The following is a 16,853-nucleotide window of genomic DNA, read 5'->3' as shown; positions in this document are numbered from 1 at the left end:
AACACATACAGGATCATGGGACAAATTTATCTGATACGGCATGGCCAGGCCTCCTTTGGCAGTGCAGACTACGACCGACTCTCCGAATTGGGCGTGCAGCAGGCCAGAGTGCTGGGCGAGTGGTGCGCCGAACGCCGCCAGGGATTTACCCGTGTGATCACCGGCGGCATGAATCGCCACCGCCAGACCGCCGTGGCTTGCCTGGGCGAGTTGCCGCGCCACCTGCGCAAGGAAGGCGACTGGGAAACCGATGCCGGCTTCGCCGAATACGACCATGAAGAAATCCTGATCCGGGCCCGCCCGGAGTTTGCCGATGCCGAGGTGCTGAACCGCTTTCTGACCGACAGCGGTCAGCCGCGCCAGACCTTCCAGTTGCTGTTCGAAGCCGCCATGGCGCGCTGGAGCAGTGGCGAACACGACGCCGATTACAGCGAGAGCTGGAATACCTTCCGGCAACGCTGCGTTGCGGCCTTGCAGCGTGTTCTGATGACGCCAGGCGAATCGCAGACGGTGGTCATTTTTACCTCAGGCGGCACGATTTCGGCACTCTGCCAGCATGTCATGGGGCTGCCCGACGCGAAGGTGTTTGAAATCAACTGGTCACTGGTGAACTCCGGCGTGACCCGTCTGCTGTTCAATGCCGACCGGCTTTCGATGAGTTATCTGAACAATTTCTCCCACCTCGAATGGCGCGCACAACCTGGCTCCATTACCTACCGTTGATGGTTCCATTTTCGGCAATGTGGCAAATTCGACACTGAAAGCCGATCAAAGGTCGGTTCTGCCCGTCTGGCGGGCAGATTCCGAATAGATTCCGCGAAGAAACTAATCTACACTTGAGTCCATTACTCAGGAGTAGCCATGTCGAATTCTTCAATCTCACGCCATTTCCGCCGCCATGCCGGTTTTACCCTGATCGAGGTGATGATTACCGTCGCCATCATTGGTATTCTGGCGGCGATCGCGTTGCCGAGTTATTCCGACTATGTGTTGCGCGGCAAGCTGGTGGCGCCGACCAACGCGTTGCTGGCGATGCGCGTGTCGATGGAGCAGTACTACCAGGATAACCGGACCTATCAGGATGTCTCGGCGGCGATCGTGTCGCCCTGCAGCGGCACGCTGGCCGATGTCGACAAGTTCACCATGACCTGTCCGACCTTGACCGCCACCACCTACCGGGCGCTCGCTACCGGCCAGGCCGGCTCGACCACTGCCGGCATTACCTTCGACATCACCAACGCCGACGTGCGCACTTCAGCGATCCCGCAATGGGCCGCCACCGGTGCGACATGCTGGCTCATGAAGCGGGGCGCAACGTGCTAATGCCGCGCCTGCGCCGGGGTTTTACCCTGGTGGAAGTGTTGATCGCGCTGGCGGTGCTGGGCGTGTTGTCGGTGATCGGCTTGCCGGCACTGATGGGTTCGCTCAACAACAGCAGGGTGCGGTCGGTGGCCGAAACACTGCAGAATGGATTGCGCCGGGCCCAAAGCGAAGCGATCCTGCGCAGCCGCCAGACTGCCTTCGTGCTGACCGATGCCGCGCCGGGATTGTCGGCGGTGCCGGCGGCGAATGGCAAGAACTGGTACGCACAAACCTTGCCGCTGGTCGCCAGCGAGGCGATTGATTCCACCTTCTTCGTCCAGGGTGGCTCATTTGGCAGCGACACGACCGGTGTCACGATCACCGGTCCGACGGTGATCTGTTTTAATTCGATCGGCCGCCTCGTCGCCAATCCGAGTACCGGCCTTGGCGTCGCATGCACGGTCCCGGCAGGTGTGCCGGCCAGATACTTGTACGACGTCACCCGCAGCGGCGCCAATCGTACGCTCGAACTGCAAGTGAGCCAAAGCGGACAAATCCGGATGTGCGACAAGTCGCGCGGCGGGGTGTCGGCAACCAAACCGGACGGATGCTAGCCATGCGACAACTTCCCCACTCACCGCGCCGCCAGAGCGGCATGACCCTGATCGAGGTGCTGGTCTCGCTGCTGATCTTTTCATTCGGGTTTCTCGGCCTGATCGGCATGCAGGCGCGCGCCATTCAGGTGTCGTCGGATTCCGAGGATCGCAGCCGTGCGGCGTTGATGGCCAATGAGATTGTCGGCACGATGTGGGCGCAAAACACCCTGACCCCGGCCGCCAGCGAGATCACTGCCTGGAAGGCGCGACTGGCTGATCGCACCGCGTCGACCTATTTGCCCAATGCCACCGGCACCGTGAGTGCGCCGGTGAGTGGCGTCGTTACCGTGACAGTGACCTGGCGTGCCCCGTCGCGCAAGACGACGGACCAGACCAGCCAGTACACCACCCAAGTGTTGATGCCAAAATGATGAATCCGCTCACAGCACCCGTTCTCGCCGGGTCGCGCCGCTCGCAGCGCGACAAGGGCTTTTCGCTGGTTGAATTGATGGTCGCCGTGACCATTGCGCTGGTCATGTCGCTGGCGATCTTTTCGACGCTGGCCACCAGTGAAGGCAAGAAGCGCACGATCACCGCGACCAATGATGTCGAACAGGTTGGCACGTTCGCGTCCTACCAGCTGGACAAAACCTTGCGCAGCGCCGGCTCAGGATTTTCTCAGGCATGGGCGTTCACCTATGGCTGCTTGCTGAAAGCGACGCAGACCGGTCCTGGATTGATCCTGCCGTTTCAGGGCGGCATGAAGGCCCCCTTTACGGCGCTGAATACCACCCTCGGCGGGCAATACCGCCTGGCGCCGCTGATCATCGTCAAGGATGCAACTTCGCCAAACATTACCGGCGCAGGGCACAAATCCGACGCACTGATCGTGATGTCCGGCTCGGCTGGATATGGGGAAGTGCCGACCCTGTTCACGGTGCCGCCGGTGGGCTTGCAGTTGACCCTCAAGAACACGGTCGCATTCCAGGCCAATGACCTGGTGCTGATTTCCGATGTGGCTGGTGCAAGCGGTCCGAGCGATTGCATGATCGAGCAAGTGAAATCCACTTTCGTCGGCGGCGGCGCCCCGGCGGCCTTGCCGCTCGATACCAGCAGATACTCCGGCAATCCGATTTCCGGATCGAATCTGACCGGATATTCATCGACTTCGCTGGCCAGCAATCTTGGCTCCGGCACGCTGGCCAATGCGCCAACCTTCGCGATTCTTGGCGTTGGCGACAACAACACGCTGTTGTCGTACGACCTGCTGCAGATGACTGCCTACGACACGCCGGTGGCAGTAGCCGATGGCATCTTCGAGATGCACGCGCTGTATGGCATCGATACCAACAATGATGGCGCGGTCGACAGCTGGGTCGACCCCGGCGTCGCTCCCTACAATGCAGCCAACCTGGAAAGCGGCACCAGCGCCTCGCAAGGACTGCTGCGCAATATCAAGGCCGTGCGGGTTGGCTTGATTTTGCGCACCTCGCTGCCCGAGCGCACACCGACTGGCTCGGCTGCGCCGGCCAGTACCGGACCGCTGCTGCTGTTTAATGATTTGCCGGCGAGCTTGCGTTACTCGCGTGCACTGACAGGAGCCGAGAAAAATTTTCGGTACCGGACGGTCGAAATGACCATCCCGTTGCGTAATGCTTTGTTGAATTGAGCCGCGATCATGTCTGAATCCTACAAAAACTCCGTCAAGCGCGCCCGTCCCAAGGCGCTGCCAGCCCGGCAGGAGGGCATCATCGTGGTCTTCACGTTGCTGGCAGTCGTGCTGCTGTTATTGGCCAGCATCGCCTTGGTGCGGTCCTTCGATACCTCGCTGCTGTTGTCCGGCAACATGGCCTTCAAGCGCGATCTGGCAAATCAATCCGAGCGCGGTAATGCATCGGCCATTGTCGCGATGTCGGCTGGCGGCGCCCTGGTTGACCCGGCAACGCGCGAGGCCGATTCCAAGCCCAACAATTATTCGGCAACGACCTTGCCCTCCGACGCCCACGGGATACCAACGATTCTGGTCGACGACGTGGCCTGGGCAGCCAGTGGCATGGCGCTGGCAGACCTGACGGATGCCGCATCAGGCACCACGGTGCGCTACGTGATCGATCGCCTCTGCACCTCGGCGGGCTCGTCGATCGTACCGACCAATTATTGCGCCATCTCGTCGTTGGGCGGCGCCAAATCAGGGGAAGTCGAGGACAAAATGCCACCTCCGCCCGCCAGCCTGCCGGTGTATCGCGTCAGCATCCGGGTCACTGGCCCACGCAATACCCAGACTTTTGTGCAATCCGTTCTTTCGCTCTAACTGTTGTTTCTTTCGGCCTTGCCGAATTATCGGAGTTCATCATGACAGCTCGCCCTCGATCGCCCGCTACCGTCCGGCACACCTTTCAGTGCGTGTGCCTTGCCGTGGCCGGCGTGTTTCTCGGTTCCAGCAATGCCTACGCGGTCGTCAATCTGGCCGACCAGCCCTTGTCGACCACGGCGTCGGTGCCGGGCAATTTGTTGTTGGCCCTGTCGGTTGAGTTTCCGACCGCAATCAGCTCCTCGTATAAATTTTCCAATACGCCTTACAGCGATACCAGCGCCTATCTGGGTTACTTCGATCCGAACAAGTGCTATCAGTACCGCTACAACACCACCACGCCGGGCGACAGCTATTTCGAACCTGATTCGCTGACCACCACGCACACCTGCACCAGCACCGCGTCGAAACCGCTGTGGAGTGGCAACTGGCTGAACTGGACGTCGATGCAAACCATCGATACCTTCCGCTACGCGCTGACCGGTGGCTATCGGGTGGTGGACACTGCCAACATAACGATCCTCGAAAAGGCCTGGGGTTCGAACCAGGGCTCCGAAGGCGGCAATGCACCCAACAAGCGGTTGCCGACCAACGGTAGCGCGGCAGCAGCAGTGGCCGGGGCAACGCCGTTCACCTACGACTCGGTCAACAGCAGGATTTTCTCGCTTGGCAACAAGATGTATGTCTCGAACGGCGGCGTCAATGGCGGCGGTTCGGTCGATTACACGGCACAAAATTCGTATGTCGCGGCAGGGCTCCCGATGGAGGCCAAGCCCAGCGACGTGTATGCCCTGATCATGCGTGTCCAGGTTTGCAAGGCCAATCCCGGTGTCGAGAGCAACTGCACTCAGTACGGCGCCAACTTCAAACCGGAAGGGTTGCTGCAGCAATACGCAACGAAGATTCGCTATGGTGCCGTTGGTTACCTGAACGACGACAGCATTAATCGCGATGGCGGGGTACTGCGTGCCGCAATGAAATTCGTCGGCCCGCTCAAGCCCACTCCGGGCCAGCCGAATATTGCCAATACCGCCACCGAGTGGTCGTCGGTCGATGGCACCTTCCTGGTCAATCCGGACACCGCAGATGCCGCCGCCAGCAACGTGGCCAACAGCGGTGTACTGAACTACCTGAACAAGTTCGGCCAGGCCTCGCATGTCTACAAAACCTACGATCCGATCGGGGAGATGTACTACGCCGGGATTCGCTATTTCAAGGGGCAGGCCAATGTGCCGGAGTATTCCAACCTGAGCGCCGATGTCAACATCAGCAATACATGGAAGGATGGTTTTCCGGTGGTGACCAATTGGGTCGATCCGATCCTGTATTCGTGCCAGAAGAATTTCATCCTGGGTATTGGCGACACCAACACCCATCGCGACGCGAATTTGCCGGGCAGCACCATCAACGGCAGCGAACCAACCATGCCGGGCCTGGTGTCTGCCGATACGACGGTCAACGTCAGGACTGCGACGGACATGGTCGGTACGCTGGAAGGCATTGCGAATCTCGGCACCACCCATCCGGCCTGGTGCTGTAACCAAAACAGTTTTTTCGTGGCCGGACTGGCGTACGACTCGCACACGCATGACATGCGGCCGAATGATTTCAAGAACAATGATGGCGCCAAGACCAATATCCAAACCGTCTCGACGTTCTGGCTGGATGTGCAGGAGAGCGGCTACCAGAACAATAACCAGTTCTACCTTGCAACCAAGTACGGTGGTTTCAAGGTGCCCTCAGGTTTTCAATATGATGCGACCACCAATGCCAAAAATGTGTTGACAGTCGCCGCCGGCACCACCCCGCTGACAACGGCGATGTGGCATAACAATGCCGACGTCTATGGTGCGAACAAACGGCCTGACAACTATTACGATGCCAGCGTCGCTGATAAGATGATCCTCGGCCTGAAAGGCGCCTTCGCCGACATCGCCAGTCAACTGACTGAAACGACCACGGCATTTGCGACTGTTTCAGCCGTTGTGAACGCGGTCGGCAGCGCCAGTTACCAGACCAACTATGACGCCGCCAACTGGTCCGGCGACGTGCTCGGCCTGACCTCGGTGTTTGACGTCTCCGGCAATCCGACCTACACGCAGGTCTGGAGCGCACGCAATCTGCTGGAGGTACAACCGACCCGCAAGATCATCACATGCTGCACGGTCTCCGGCGGCGGCCTGCCGTTCGAGGTCACGAACCTGTCGGGCGGCGGCTTGAATGCACGCACCAATTACGGCACCTTCGCCAATGTCAGCGGTGTTCCCGCCGGTTCGCAGTCGGCCTCGGATTACCTGGCGTATTTGCGCGGCGATCGCAGCAAGGAGCTCAATCAGCCGGGCGGCGTCTACCGCACCCGCACCTATTTGCTGGGTGACATCGTTGACTCCAAAGCCAAGGCGGTCGGACCTCCGGAAGCCCGTTTCAACGAAAGCACCAACCCGGGTTTCAATGCCTATCGGGTCGCCTACGCAAGCCGCAAGCCGGTGGTCTATGTCGGCGCCAACGATGGCATGTTGCATGCGTTCGATGGTTCGGTTCCGCCGGCCAGCGGGGGCGGCGCCGAGTTGTTTGCCTATGTGCCGAGTTTTGTCTACGGTTCGTCCGCTTCTGGCCCGGTTTCCGGTTTGGCTTCGCTGGGCACGCCAAGCTTCATTCATCACAATCTGGTCGATCAGACTCCGGTTGTCTACGATATTGATCTGGCCAGGACCAATGGCGTCACCGGGACGCCCAACTGGCGCTCGATCCTGATCAGCGGGCTCGGTAAGGGCGGCAATGGCTATTTCGCCATTGACGTGACCGATCCTTCCCAATGGACGTCGGAGAGCGCCATGGCGGCCAACGTGAAGTGGGAATTTACCGATCCGGATATGGGCAGTTCGTTCGGGGCGCCGAATGTCTTCAAGACGAAAAAATATGGCTGGGTGGTGATCTTTACTTCGGGCTATAACAATCCCGATGGCGTGGGCTACATCTTCATCGTCAACCCGGATAACGGTGCACTGCTGGAAAAAATCTCGACCGGATTCGGCACCCCTGCCACCCAGTCGGGCCTGACCCAGGCGGCGGGTTATGCCCAGGATTTGTCGGATGGAACCGTCGATGCGCTGTATGCCGGCGATTTGTATGGCAACGTCTGGCGCTTTGATCTCAGCGGAACCACCAGCTACCCGGCGCCGGAACGTATTGCCGAACTGCGCAGCCCCTCTGGCGTGCCGCAGCCGGTGACGACGCGACCCCTGGTGCAGATTCAACCCACAACGCAAAAACGCTATGTGCTGATCGGCACTGGCCGGCTGCTTGATCCGAGCGACGTCGTCAACAATCAGGTGCAGACGTTTTATGCGATTGGCGACGGCAATGTCGACAAGTTCTATACGGCCAGCACGCTGCCGGCAGGCGTGACGTTCCCGATTCATCGCAGCGACCTCAATGCCAACACGAATCTGTTGCTCGGCATTGGCGCGGCGCCGTCCAATCCGCTCGGCTGGTATTTCGATCTGTCCCTGACCTCCAACGGCGCCTCGGAACGGATCAATGTCAATCCAATCGCGAATTACGGCTTCCTCGTGTTTGCCGCCAACCTGCCGAATGGCGATGCGTGCAATCCGTCCGGAACCAACCGTGTATTTGGCTTGAACATCGGCACCGGTCAAAGCCTGCTGCGGGTCGGCGGGGTTGGTACGGCCAAGATTGCCTACTCGACGAAATTCGATGGCCTGGTGACCGACATCGGACTGCTCAGCACCAACGGCGGCACCGGGCAGGACACCACGGCACTGATCGGGACCAACAAGGGCAAGACCGGACAACTTGATCATGAAGCCAACGGCGGTGCGGGAATCCTGAAGCTGAACTGGCGCGAATTGCCGACCGCGGATTGACCCATCGTGAAATGATGCGCAAGCTGCTTCAAAAAATGGCCCTGGTGACAGGGTCATTTGCCATGCATGTCATCGTATTGGCGTGTCTGTTGCCGGATGCCTCCAGCCATCAGGAAAAGAAGCCGCCGCCGACGGCCATCCAGGCCGTGACGCTGGTGCTGGCGAGTGCCGCTGAACAGGGCAGTATCGGACCGACACCATCGACGCGCGCGCCGGCAATCCGGTCGCGCGTTGGATCGCGTAGCGCCGCGTTACCGACGCCTCCCAAGCCCGTGCCAGAAGCATTGCCTGAACCGGAAACCGGAGAGGTGTTCTTTTCGGCCAGCTCAATGGAACGCGGGCCGTCGCCGGTCTCGGAGCCCGATCAGAGCCTGATGACGGAGCGTTCCGTCACTGGCCTGCCAGTGCGTTTGCGTCTGTACATCGACCGCTTCGGTGTGGTGGTCGATGTCACAGCAATTCAGACCAGCGAACAGGATCAGGCCTTCGTCGACAACCTGATCGGGATGTTCAAGGCGACCGCTTTTCTGCCAGGGCGGCGGGACGGGATGGACATGCCGTCCTACCTTGACCTTGAGCTGCTCGGACGGCAAGGCAATAACTGACGGGTGCTCGCCGCCGTCGTTATCGCGGCGTCCCCCGTCGCAGCAGGTTCACGATCGCCAGCAACACCAGCGCGCCGACAAACGACACCACCAGCGCGGCAATACTGAAATCACCCTGGTTGATGGTGCCGGTGCCGACCATGGGCGCCAGCAGCCAGCCTCCTACCAGGGCGCCTACCACGCCGACGACCACATTGAGAATCATGCCTTGCTGCGCGTCGGTCTTCATGACGATACTGGCCAGCCATCCCAGGACGCCGCCGATCACGATCCAGATGATGAAGTTCATTGCATTCTCCTCACGACAAGTCAGATGGAAACCGGGCTGCCTGAAGTGGCGTCCGGCCCGTCATACCGCGGCCAGCATATGCGGCAATACTTTCTCATCATCGGTCAGAAAGTGCGTTTGGTCTTTGCTTAAGCTCAACGCATGACCACGGTCGCCAGCGCCGGGCAGGTGACCGGAAGCAGCCGGTCGTATTCGCCCTTGACGCCGGCATAGCATTCACAGGCACGCGCTTCCAGGCCGGCGCGATCCAATACCGAAATGTGGCCACGGCTGTAATGAATCAAGCCCTCATCCTGCAGCTTGCCGGCGGCATCGGCGACGCTCTCGCGGCGCACGCCGAGCAGGTTGCCGATCAATTCCTGGGTCATGCTCATTTCGTTCGTTGGCAGGCGATCAAGGCTGAGCAGCAGCCAGCGGCATAACTGCTGCACCACGCTGTGATGGCGATTGCATACGGCCGTCTGCGATACCTGCGCCAGCAGGGCATGGGTGTAGCGCAGCAACAGCAGTTGCATCGCGCCGCAGCGATTGAATTCGTCGTTGAGGATCTTCGCCGGCATGCGAAAGCCATAGCCGGCACTCTTGACCAGTGCGCAGTTGAGCGACCTGCCGTCGCCCATGACCGTGGTCACGCCGACCACGCCTTCGTGGCCGATCACCGCGGTTTCGGTGGCGCTGCCGTCGCGCGCTTCATACAGTTGTGAAACGATGCTGCTGGTCAGAAAATACACGTGTTCCAGTTCCATTCCGGCCTCGGAAACCAGCATTCCCAGCGGCATTGGGACCAGTTCCAGAACGCCCGTAATGCGCTCGTAATCTTCAGTGGGCAGCGCCGCGAGCAGGCGATTCTGTTTCGGATTGTGGCCGTACAGACCGGCAATCCGGCCGACACTCGCGACACGCGCCAGTGGCTTGCGCGGATTGCCGCCAGCGCCTTTTGCATTCTCGATGGCGCGCGCCACGCGACGCAGGGTGGGCGCGCCATTGTCGCAAACCTTCATTTCTTGTGCCATGCACGTCTCCAGTGAGTGATGGGCATGTCAGTCCAGAGTCGTTGCCCGGCCAAGCGACAGGTCGCTTCAGCGTGGTGCGTTCTTCGACCGGGAACTTCCATGAACGCCGCGCTGCAATTCACACGGGATAGCGATGACACAGTGATGCGGGAGTTGGATTTAACTGTCAATGGCAGAGCGCGTGGAACCACCTCGGCGCGACCGGCCGGCGTCAACATTCCTGCGCATTTGGCGCGCCGCGACGGCGCCAGGCCGGCGCGGCCCGCGCTGACCTTACTGGCTGTCCAATGGCAAGGTTCGGGTTGCCGTTTTTTCCATATCAATGTCTTGCTGCATCAGCGCCTTCTGTTCTGTCGTGAGTCGCTTTGCCGTAATGACGACCGGCGGCAGAACAATCGGTTTGGCAGCATCCGGCGCGGCGTTGTCGTTGCATCCCGGGAGGATGGCGGCAAGCGCCACAGGTAGCAGTGCGCGAGGAAGGTTCATGATTTTTCCAGCGGGGTTGGCGCGGACGGGTCGTGGTCCGACGGTGTCCGATGCGTCGCGCCACAATGGCGCGCATGCACAGCGAGGTTGGGTAACGGTACGCAACAGGATGGCGCGGGTGTTGACCACCCCGGCAGCTTGACGCTCCTGTGTTGGACCCACCACCGCCGGGTGGGTTGCGGGTTTTTCTGTGTTGCGTTGAGGTAGCCGGCATGCGCCGCACGCTACAATGCGCGGGTCGAATACTTGAGGACTTCGCCGTGACGTTCATTGAAAAATTATCTGCCGCCTGGCGCAGCAACGATTCGCTGTTGTGTGTTGGCCTTGATCCGGACCCGGCCAGATTCCCGCCGCACCTGCGCGATCAGCCTGATGCGATTGCCCGGTTCTGCATCAGCATCATCGACGCCACCGCCGCGACGGCCTGTGCATTCAAGCCGCAAATCGCCTACTTCGCGGCCGAGCGTGCCGAGGATCAACTCGAAGCGGTCTGCGCTTACTTGCGCCAACACTATCCGCACCTGCCGATCGTGCTCGACGCCAAGCGCGGCGACATCGGCGCCACCGCCGGGCAATATGCGCGCGAAGCCTTCGAGCGCTACGGCGCCGATGCGGTGACCGTCAATCCGTACATGGGCTACGACTCGATTGCCCCCTATCTCGAATGGACCGATCGCGGCGCCATCGTGTTGTGCCGCACCTCCAATCCGGGGGGCTCGGACCTGCAATTCCTGCAGGTCGATGGCGTACCGCTGTACCAGCATGTGGCACGGCTGGTCAGCGAGAAGTGGAACACCAATGGGCAATGCGCGCTGGTCGTGGGCGCCACCTTTCCGCACGAGCTGGCGCAGGTCAGGGCGATTGTCGGCGACATGCCGCTGCTGGTGCCGGGCATTGGTGCGCAGGGCGGGGATGTGCAAGCCACCGTCGGCGCCGGAAAAACCGCCGACAGCTTCGGCATGATGATCAACTCATCGCGCGCGATCCTGTATGCCACGCCGGACCTGTCGCTCGGTGAAGACTTTGCGCAGGCGGCGGCACGCGTGGCCGAAGCCACCCGCAGCGAAATCAATCGATATCGCGGCTGAAGAACGCCAGCATCTCGGCCAGCAGCAAGTCCGGCTGCTGTTCCGGGATGAAATGTCCGGCTGCAATGGCGCGGCCGGTCAAGGGGCCGGCACATTTTTCCTGCCAGTTGGCCATCGGTGCAAACAGTCGGCCGACCACGCCGTGCTCACCCCAGATCAGATGCAGCGGGCAGGCAATCTTGCGTTGCGCGTCGGCGCGGTCATGCACCAGATCGATGCCGGCCGAGGCACGGTAATCTTCGCAGGCGGCATGAATCGCCTCCGGCGTACAAAAGCAGCGCCGGTATTCGGCCATTGCCAGCGGATCGATGAAGGCGCCGCTGGAGCCCCAGCCGCCGAGCGCACCTTCCAGAAAAAATTGCGCGTTGTTGCCCAGCAGGGTCTCCGGCAGCGGCGCAGGTTGAATCAGCATGAACCAGTGGTAGTACAGCGTGGCGAAGGCCTGGTTGGTCCCCTCGTACATGGTGAGCGTCGGCGCGATGTCGAGCAGCATCAACTTGCGCACCGCATCCGGATGGTCCAGCGCCAGCCGATGCGCGACGCGCCCGCCGCGATCATGGCCGCACACCTGAAACCGCGCATGTCCCAGTTGCGCCATCACGGCCAGCATGTCGGCCGCCATCGTGCGTTTGGAATAGTTCGCATGATCGGCGTCGCCGGGGGGCTTGGATGAGTCGCCATAGCCGCGCAGATCCGGCATCACCAGGGTGAAATGCTCGGCCAGCCGATCCGCCAGCTGATGCCAGATCACGTGGGTTTGCGGAAAGCCGTGCAGCAGCAGCAGCGGCGGACCCTTGCCGCCATGTTGCAGATGGATCGTCGCCCCGTCGACTGCGCACGTGGCGGTGGCAAACTGCGCCAGCATCAGGCGCGCTTCAAAAAGCGCAGCAACCCCTGCAACGCGTGCCGGACGGTCTGTTCGCGCACATTCTGACGGTCGCCGGTAAACACCAGCCGCTCGGTCTGGGTCTGGTCGCCCATGGTCCATGCAAAGCACACGGTGCCCACCGGTTTGCCCGGCACCGCGCCGCCCGGTCCGGCAATGCCAGTGGTCGATACCGCGATGTGGGCATTGCTGTTGGCCAGCGCTCCTTCGGCCATCGCTGCGGCGATCTCCTCGCTGACGGTGCCGTGCTGCGCAATCAGGGCGGCGGGCACGTCGAGCATTTCGGTCTTGGACGCATTCGAATACGCGATGAAGCCGCAGTCGAACCATTCCGACGATCCGGCGATGTCGGTGACGGCGGCGCCGACGCCGCCGCCGGTGCACGACTCGGCGGTGGTCAGCAACAGCCCGCGTTGTTTCAGGACCAGACCGGTATGCGCTGCGAGTTCATATATGTTGTCCATGGGAGGCACTCCTTGATAAGCCGGTTCGGGATGTGGCCAGACGTGTGTGACGTTTGACGGGTCGGCTTACTCTACCATCACGCAGCATCTTGCGGCAGCGGCGCGCTGCGGTGTCAGGAGGCGGGCGCGTTGTCGTTGCAGTGACTGGCGAGTGCGCTCCTGAGCGTCGCCACGGCGAGGTCAAACTCGACCCGCCATTCGCCGCTGCCGGCGATCAGCTGCGCCGTGCCCGGCGTCAGGGCCGGGTTCGCCTTGAGCGGCCACGGCGCTTCCGGCACGTGCGCCAGATCGGATGGATGCAGGTGCAACAGCGGCTCGCTCAGTTTGGCAGGGACTTCCTGCAGCAGTCGCTGCACCATGGCCACGATCCGATCACGTTCGTCCATGGACAGCACCAGCCGGTCAAACAGACTCAGCGCCAGCGCGATCACCAACGGCTCGGCCCGTACGGCGAAGGCGGCATACTGCGTCTCGAAGGCGGCCAGGTAATCCTGCAGGCGTGCGACGGTGTCCTGTTCGGCCTGGGCGACAATCTGGCCGGCCTGTTCATGAGCCTGCTGCACGATGGCGGCGGCGTGCTGCTCGGCCTGCGCCAGCATGGTGTCGCGCAAGGCGTGCGCATTCGTGGTGATGGCCAGCGCTGCATCGCGCAGCAGGCCATGATCGGCGCGCAGGTGCGGGTCGGGTTCAAGTTTGTCGACGCAGAATGTCATGCGCTCTCCTCGCTTCGCTGCCGGCACAGTCGCCAGCAGCGTTGGGATCGGCGTGCGGCGCGGCCGACGTGGTCGGCGTCGGGCCAGCGGTTGTCTGCCCGCAAGCCAACGGCGGTGCGCAGTTCGCCCGGCAGGGTCAGCCGCAGGCGCGGCCACAGGCCCGGAAAGCCTTGTTCCAGCCGGATCGCCAGTTCGGCCAGGCCGCAACCGGCAAGGGTGTCATCGCTGTCCGGGTGCGCCACCGCAAACGCCTGCAGCGGCTGCGTGGCGGCGATCGACAGGCACCAGCGGCGGTCGGCCAGCGACAGTGACGACAGCGCAGCCTGATCGGCGCTGCGTGCGGCGATCAGGCCCATGAATAACGCCGCCGTATGTTGCAACTCAGCGCCATCGGTGCTGACTGCGCAGTGCCAGCCTGGATCGAATTGCAGCGGAAATTCGCCCGGCACCTCCATGCTGGCGCACCAGTCGCGGTACGCATCGCGGCGACCGACCAGGTCGGCGTCGGCGCTCGCGTGCGTCGCGGCGCTGGCATAGGACCAGGGCGCAAACCACCAGTCGACGAAGCCGTCCGGCATCATGTTGCGGGCGCCTTCACGCGCCGTCGGAAATGAATCCGGCTGAATAGTTCGGCGCCACGGCGCGTCCGCGCCAGCAGCAGGAACAACACCGCCAGCAGGCTGATTGCGCACAGCGTGGCCAGGCCGATCAACGACCACAACAAGGCGCGGGCCGAATCGCTCAACACCTTGAAGGGCCCAATGTGCTCCCATTCGATGACCTTGGCGGCCACGCTGGCCGGCGCCAGCACCACCGAGACCTTGGAGCGGCCTTCCTCACCGGACAAGCCCGGAATACTGGACGACACCAGATGCGTAATGCGCGGAATGTTGGCATCTTCATCGAACGGCTCGTTGTACTTGACGAATACGGCAGCCGAGGACGGCTGGATCGGCTCGCCCGGCGCCACGCGTTCCGGCAGCACCACATGGACCCGCGCACTGACCATGTTATCGAATTGCTGCAGGGTGAATTCGAGTTCCTCCGACAGCGCGTGGATGTAGCGCACCCGCTCTTCCAGCGGGGTCGAGATCATGCCTTCTTTCTTGAACACCGTGCCCAGCGTGGCCAGCGAGCGCTTCGGCAACCCGGCCGCGCGCATCAGCTCGGTGGCGCGCGGCACGTCGGTTTCGCGCAGCGTCAGCGTGATGCCTTCCTTGGTGGCCAGCTTCCTGGCTTCGATGCCATTGCGCATGAGCAGGGCGACGATTTCGTTGGCATCCGGCTCGCGCAATCCGGTCTGCAGATTGACCACCTGCGAGCAGGCGCACAACACGATCAGCGTCAGGCCCGACACCAGCCTGCGCAGCAGACCACGCGCGGCGGCCATGGCTTATTGCATCCGCGTCAGTTGGTCGACCGAGGTCGAGGCCTTGGAGATGGTCTTGGAGACGAACTGCACCCGCGTCTGGTAATCGTTCATCGCCATCATCGCCTTCATCATCAACATCTGGTCGCCAGTCTGGGTGGCTTGCTCCAGCATGCGCGAGACATACTGCTGATCCTTCTGCACTTCGCCAGCCAGGTCGTTGGCGCGGTTGACGATGCGCGATGACAGCGAGACCTTGTCCGATCCCGCATCGGCCGGCGTCAGGCCGGGAGCGGCAGTGTGCAGGTGGCGCTGCAGCGCCTGCTCGAAGGCGCGCATGTCGCCGTGGGTCGGCGAGGTCAGCTCGAAACGCAGGTTGCTGGCGCTCGTGGCTGACGTGCGGTTGAGTGCGACTGGGGTGACTGGATCCATGGTCGAACCTTCCTGGTTAGGGTTGGGGGTTGGTGCAGGGCATGGTGAAGGTGTGTGGGGGGAATAAAAGTTATCGTCTAGTGATGCTGCGAGCTGCCACATCGAACTGGGGTTACTGTCACAATCTGTTCGCTTCTTTTGCCAATTCGCTAGCGCGTCTAATAGCCGCCATTCCCTGCTCTTGCACCGATTGGGCAATTGCCGCATCGAGACCAATCTGAGTGACCATATTCTGCTCGGCTGTTTTCGCGAGGGTCATGGCGTTGTTAGACTGCTGCATGGCCGCTTGTGCCGACATATTGGAGATATTCGCTATTCCATTTCCGATACCAATGGCCGCAGAGGTCGCCTCCATGCCCGCTGCCGCGACACCAGCCCCAGCTGCTACACCTCCAGTTGCACCCGCACCGGTTGCAGTTCGGGCGAGCGTTGCTTCCTCGGCCGATTTCACCGCTTGCGCCTGCGTTTCGGCCGAGTGTCTTGCGGCAAATTTTTGGGCGTCGGCTGACTGCTGACGCTTCAGCTTTGCATCAAGTGCGGCGCGACCTGACTTTGCTTCCTGTACGTTTTTTCTCGATAGTTCCGTGTCTTGACGATTCTGTGTCTCTTGCTTTTCAGCGCCATCGGATTCGGTCAACTTTGTTTGCTGGGGGGCGTCTTGACGCGTTACCTGTTGATTAAGCCCAGGCCTTGGCGCACCAGCGGAGGTAAGCCGAGACGTTGACGCGACAGCGGAGGATTTGCTCGCAGTGGCACCGAGATTAGGCAAAGAGAACGAACGACTACCAATACTACGCATTTTGAAATCCCCACCCAAAGAACTGTCATTGCTGCCAGACCAGTCCGGCATGCACGCAAAAATTGCGGTCATAACTTGGTGGCATACCTAACCCGAGTGGTTCCTTTTCCCGCGCTTTACCGCTTCAGCCCCGACTGCGCCGCCCAATCAGCACATGCGCAACCAGCAACGGCGTCAGCACGCCGCCAACCACCCAATGGATCAATGACCAGAGTGGTCGCGAAGTTTCCCCCGCCACGTAATACAACCCATAGCCGCTGACGACAAGCACGCCCAGCAAGCCAATCATCGACCAGCCCGAGACGCGGTTGCGGCCGGTGCGGATGGCGCGGCGGATATGCACCTGCAGGATGCTGCCGACGAAAAACAGCAGCAGCATCGCCGCGCCACCGTGCAGTTTCATCGACCACGGTTCCAGCGGGCTGACCACGGTCTCGCCAAACGCGCCGACCGGCCGCAGGAAATAGTGGGCGCCTACCCACGCCAGACCGCTGACGGTCAGCAGCAACACGCTCAGATACACGGCGCGCCGCAGCCAGCGCTCGATGCGCAAGCCGGGCAGCGCGCGCACGCGGGAAGGGTGGTGCAGGGTGGGTTTGGGATTAAGCATCGC

General features: G+C 61.6%; 20 protein-coding genes. 10 read left to right on the top strand and 10 right to left on the bottom strand.

What is annotated here, in order from left to right; genetic code table 11:
• The first annotated feature begins 15 nt into the window (after window positions 1–15).
• The 8 genes from RCH09_RS07960 (at window position 16) to RCH09_RS07925 (ending at window position 8,701) form a co-directional block, all read left to right on the top strand.
• Window positions 16–723 (top strand): histidine phosphatase family protein, encoded by a 708-nt coding sequence (locus RCH09_RS07960; protein WP_326940530.1) that lies wholly within the window; start codon window positions 16–18, stop codon window positions 721–723.
• Window positions 724–861: 138 nt separating this feature from the next.
• On the top strand, window positions 862–1,323 hold the full coding sequence (locus RCH09_RS07955; RefSeq protein ID WP_326940529.1) for a type IV pilin protein: 462 nt from the start codon (window positions 862–864) through the stop codon (window positions 1,321–1,323).
• Entirely contained in the window at window positions 1,290–1,916 is a 627-nt protein-coding gene (locus RCH09_RS07950) for a GspH/FimT family pseudopilin (protein ID WP_326940528.1), read from the top strand. The genes RCH09_RS07955 and RCH09_RS07950 overlap by 34 nt, the downstream gene beginning before the upstream one ends.
• A gap of 2 nt (window positions 1,917–1,918) precedes the next feature.
• Entirely contained in the window at window positions 1,919–2,329 is a 411-nt protein-coding gene (gene pilV / locus RCH09_RS07945; protein ID WP_326940527.1) for a type IV pilus modification protein PilV, read from the top strand.
• Entirely contained in the window at window positions 2,326–3,567 is a 1,242-nt protein-coding gene (locus tag RCH09_RS07940; protein ID WP_326940526.1) for a PilW family protein, read from the top strand. Before pilV ends, RCH09_RS07940 begins: the two co-directional genes overlap by 4 nt.
• 9 nt (window positions 3,568–3,576) lie before the next feature.
• Window positions 3,577–4,209: a hypothetical protein gene (locus RCH09_RS07935; protein ID WP_326940525.1), complete on the top strand. Its 633-nt coding sequence runs from the start codon at window positions 3,577–3,579 to the stop codon at window positions 4,207–4,209.
• A 41-nt stretch (window positions 4,210–4,250) separates the two neighbouring features.
• A complete protein-coding gene (locus RCH09_RS07930; RefSeq protein ID WP_326940524.1) occupies window positions 4,251–8,096 on the top strand; it encodes a pilus assembly protein in 3,846 nt (1,281 codons plus the stop codon).
• 14 nt (window positions 8,097–8,110) lie between these two features.
• Window positions 8,111–8,701 (top strand): hypothetical protein, encoded by a 591-nt coding sequence (locus RCH09_RS07925; RefSeq protein ID WP_326940523.1) that lies wholly within the window; start codon window positions 8,111–8,113, stop codon window positions 8,699–8,701.
• Window positions 8,702–8,720: 19 nt separating this feature from the next.
• Here RCH09_RS07925 and RCH09_RS07920 read toward each other — a convergent pair whose 3' ends face one another.
• Both RCH09_RS07920 and RCH09_RS07915 read right to left on the bottom strand, forming a co-directional pair.
• Window positions 8,721–8,990 (bottom strand): GlsB/YeaQ/YmgE family stress response membrane protein, encoded by a 270-nt coding sequence (locus RCH09_RS07920; protein WP_326940522.1) that lies wholly within the window; start codon window positions 8,988–8,990, stop codon window positions 8,721–8,723.
• A 134-nt stretch (window positions 8,991–9,124) separates the two neighbouring features.
• Window positions 9,125–10,003, bottom strand: coding sequence for a Crp/Fnr family transcriptional regulator (locus RCH09_RS07915; protein ID WP_326940521.1), 879 nt, complete (start codon window positions 10,001–10,003; stop codon window positions 9,125–9,127).
• A gap of 99 nt (window positions 10,004–10,102) precedes the next feature.
• On the opposite strand from RCH09_RS07915, the gene RCH09_RS07910 reads away from it, so the two are divergent.
• Window positions 10,103–10,468 carry a hypothetical protein gene (locus tag RCH09_RS07910; RefSeq protein ID WP_326940520.1) on the top strand — a complete coding sequence of 122 codons (366 nt, stop codon included), beginning with the start codon at window positions 10,103–10,105 and terminating at the stop codon, window positions 10,466–10,468.
• A 281-nt stretch (window positions 10,469–10,749) separates the two neighbouring features.
• Window positions 10,750–11,577 (top strand): orotidine-5'-phosphate decarboxylase, encoded by an 828-nt coding sequence (pyrF, locus tag RCH09_RS07905; protein WP_326940519.1) that lies wholly within the window; start codon window positions 10,750–10,752, stop codon window positions 11,575–11,577.
• Here the strand turns inward: pyrF and RCH09_RS07900 are convergent.
• From RCH09_RS07900 to RCH09_RS07865, 8 genes are all read right to left on the bottom strand, one after another.
• A complete protein-coding gene (locus RCH09_RS07900) occupies window positions 11,558–12,442 on the bottom strand; it encodes an alpha/beta fold hydrolase (protein ID WP_326940518.1) in 885 nt (294 codons plus the stop codon). The two genes, pyrF and RCH09_RS07900, sit on opposite strands and share 20 nt — an antisense overlap.
• Window positions 12,442–12,927 (bottom strand): CinA family protein, encoded by a 486-nt coding sequence (locus RCH09_RS07895; RefSeq protein WP_326940517.1) that lies wholly within the window; start codon window positions 12,925–12,927, stop codon window positions 12,442–12,444. The genes RCH09_RS07900 and RCH09_RS07895 overlap by 1 nt, the downstream gene beginning before the upstream one ends.
• A 113-nt stretch (window positions 12,928–13,040) precedes the next feature.
• The gene (locus tag RCH09_RS07890; RefSeq protein WP_326940516.1) at window positions 13,041–13,640 is read right to left on the bottom strand and encodes a FliH/SctL family protein; all 600 of its coding nucleotides are present in this window, start codon (window positions 13,638–13,640) and stop codon (window positions 13,041–13,043) included.
• Window positions 13,637–14,218: a hypothetical protein gene (locus RCH09_RS07885; protein ID WP_326940515.1), complete on the bottom strand. Its 582-nt coding sequence runs from the start codon at window positions 14,216–14,218 to the stop codon at window positions 13,637–13,639. Before RCH09_RS07885 ends, RCH09_RS07890 begins: the two co-directional genes overlap by 4 nt.
• Entirely contained in the window at window positions 14,218–15,030 is an 813-nt protein-coding gene (gene sctJ, locus RCH09_RS07880; RefSeq protein ID WP_326940514.1) for a type III secretion system inner membrane ring lipoprotein SctJ, read from the bottom strand. Before sctJ ends, RCH09_RS07885 begins: the two co-directional genes overlap by 1 nt.
• A 3-nt stretch (window positions 15,031–15,033) precedes the next feature.
• Window positions 15,034–15,441 carry an EscI/YscI/HrpB family type III secretion system inner rod protein gene (locus tag RCH09_RS07875; RefSeq protein ID WP_326940513.1) on the bottom strand — a complete coding sequence of 136 codons (408 nt, stop codon included), beginning with the start codon at window positions 15,439–15,441 and terminating at the stop codon, window positions 15,034–15,036.
• Window positions 15,442–15,559: 118 nt separating this feature from the next.
• Window positions 15,560–16,078 carry a hypothetical protein gene (locus RCH09_RS07870; protein WP_326940512.1) on the bottom strand — a complete coding sequence of 173 codons (519 nt, stop codon included), beginning with the start codon at window positions 16,076–16,078 and terminating at the stop codon, window positions 15,560–15,562.
• Between the two features lie 286 nt (window positions 16,079–16,364).
• Entirely contained in the window at window positions 16,365–16,850 is a 486-nt protein-coding gene (locus tag RCH09_RS07865) for a DUF4405 domain-containing protein (RefSeq protein ID WP_326940511.1), read from the bottom strand.
• Window positions 16,851–16,853: the final 3 nt, after the last annotated feature.

Source organism: Actimicrobium sp. GrIS 1.19 (assembly GCF_035984655.1).
In the GTDB taxonomy this organism is placed as follows: domain Bacteria; phylum Pseudomonadota; class Gammaproteobacteria; order Burkholderiales; family Burkholderiaceae_D; genus Actimicrobium.
This window is presented reverse-complemented; position numbering and strand designations above follow the sequence as displayed.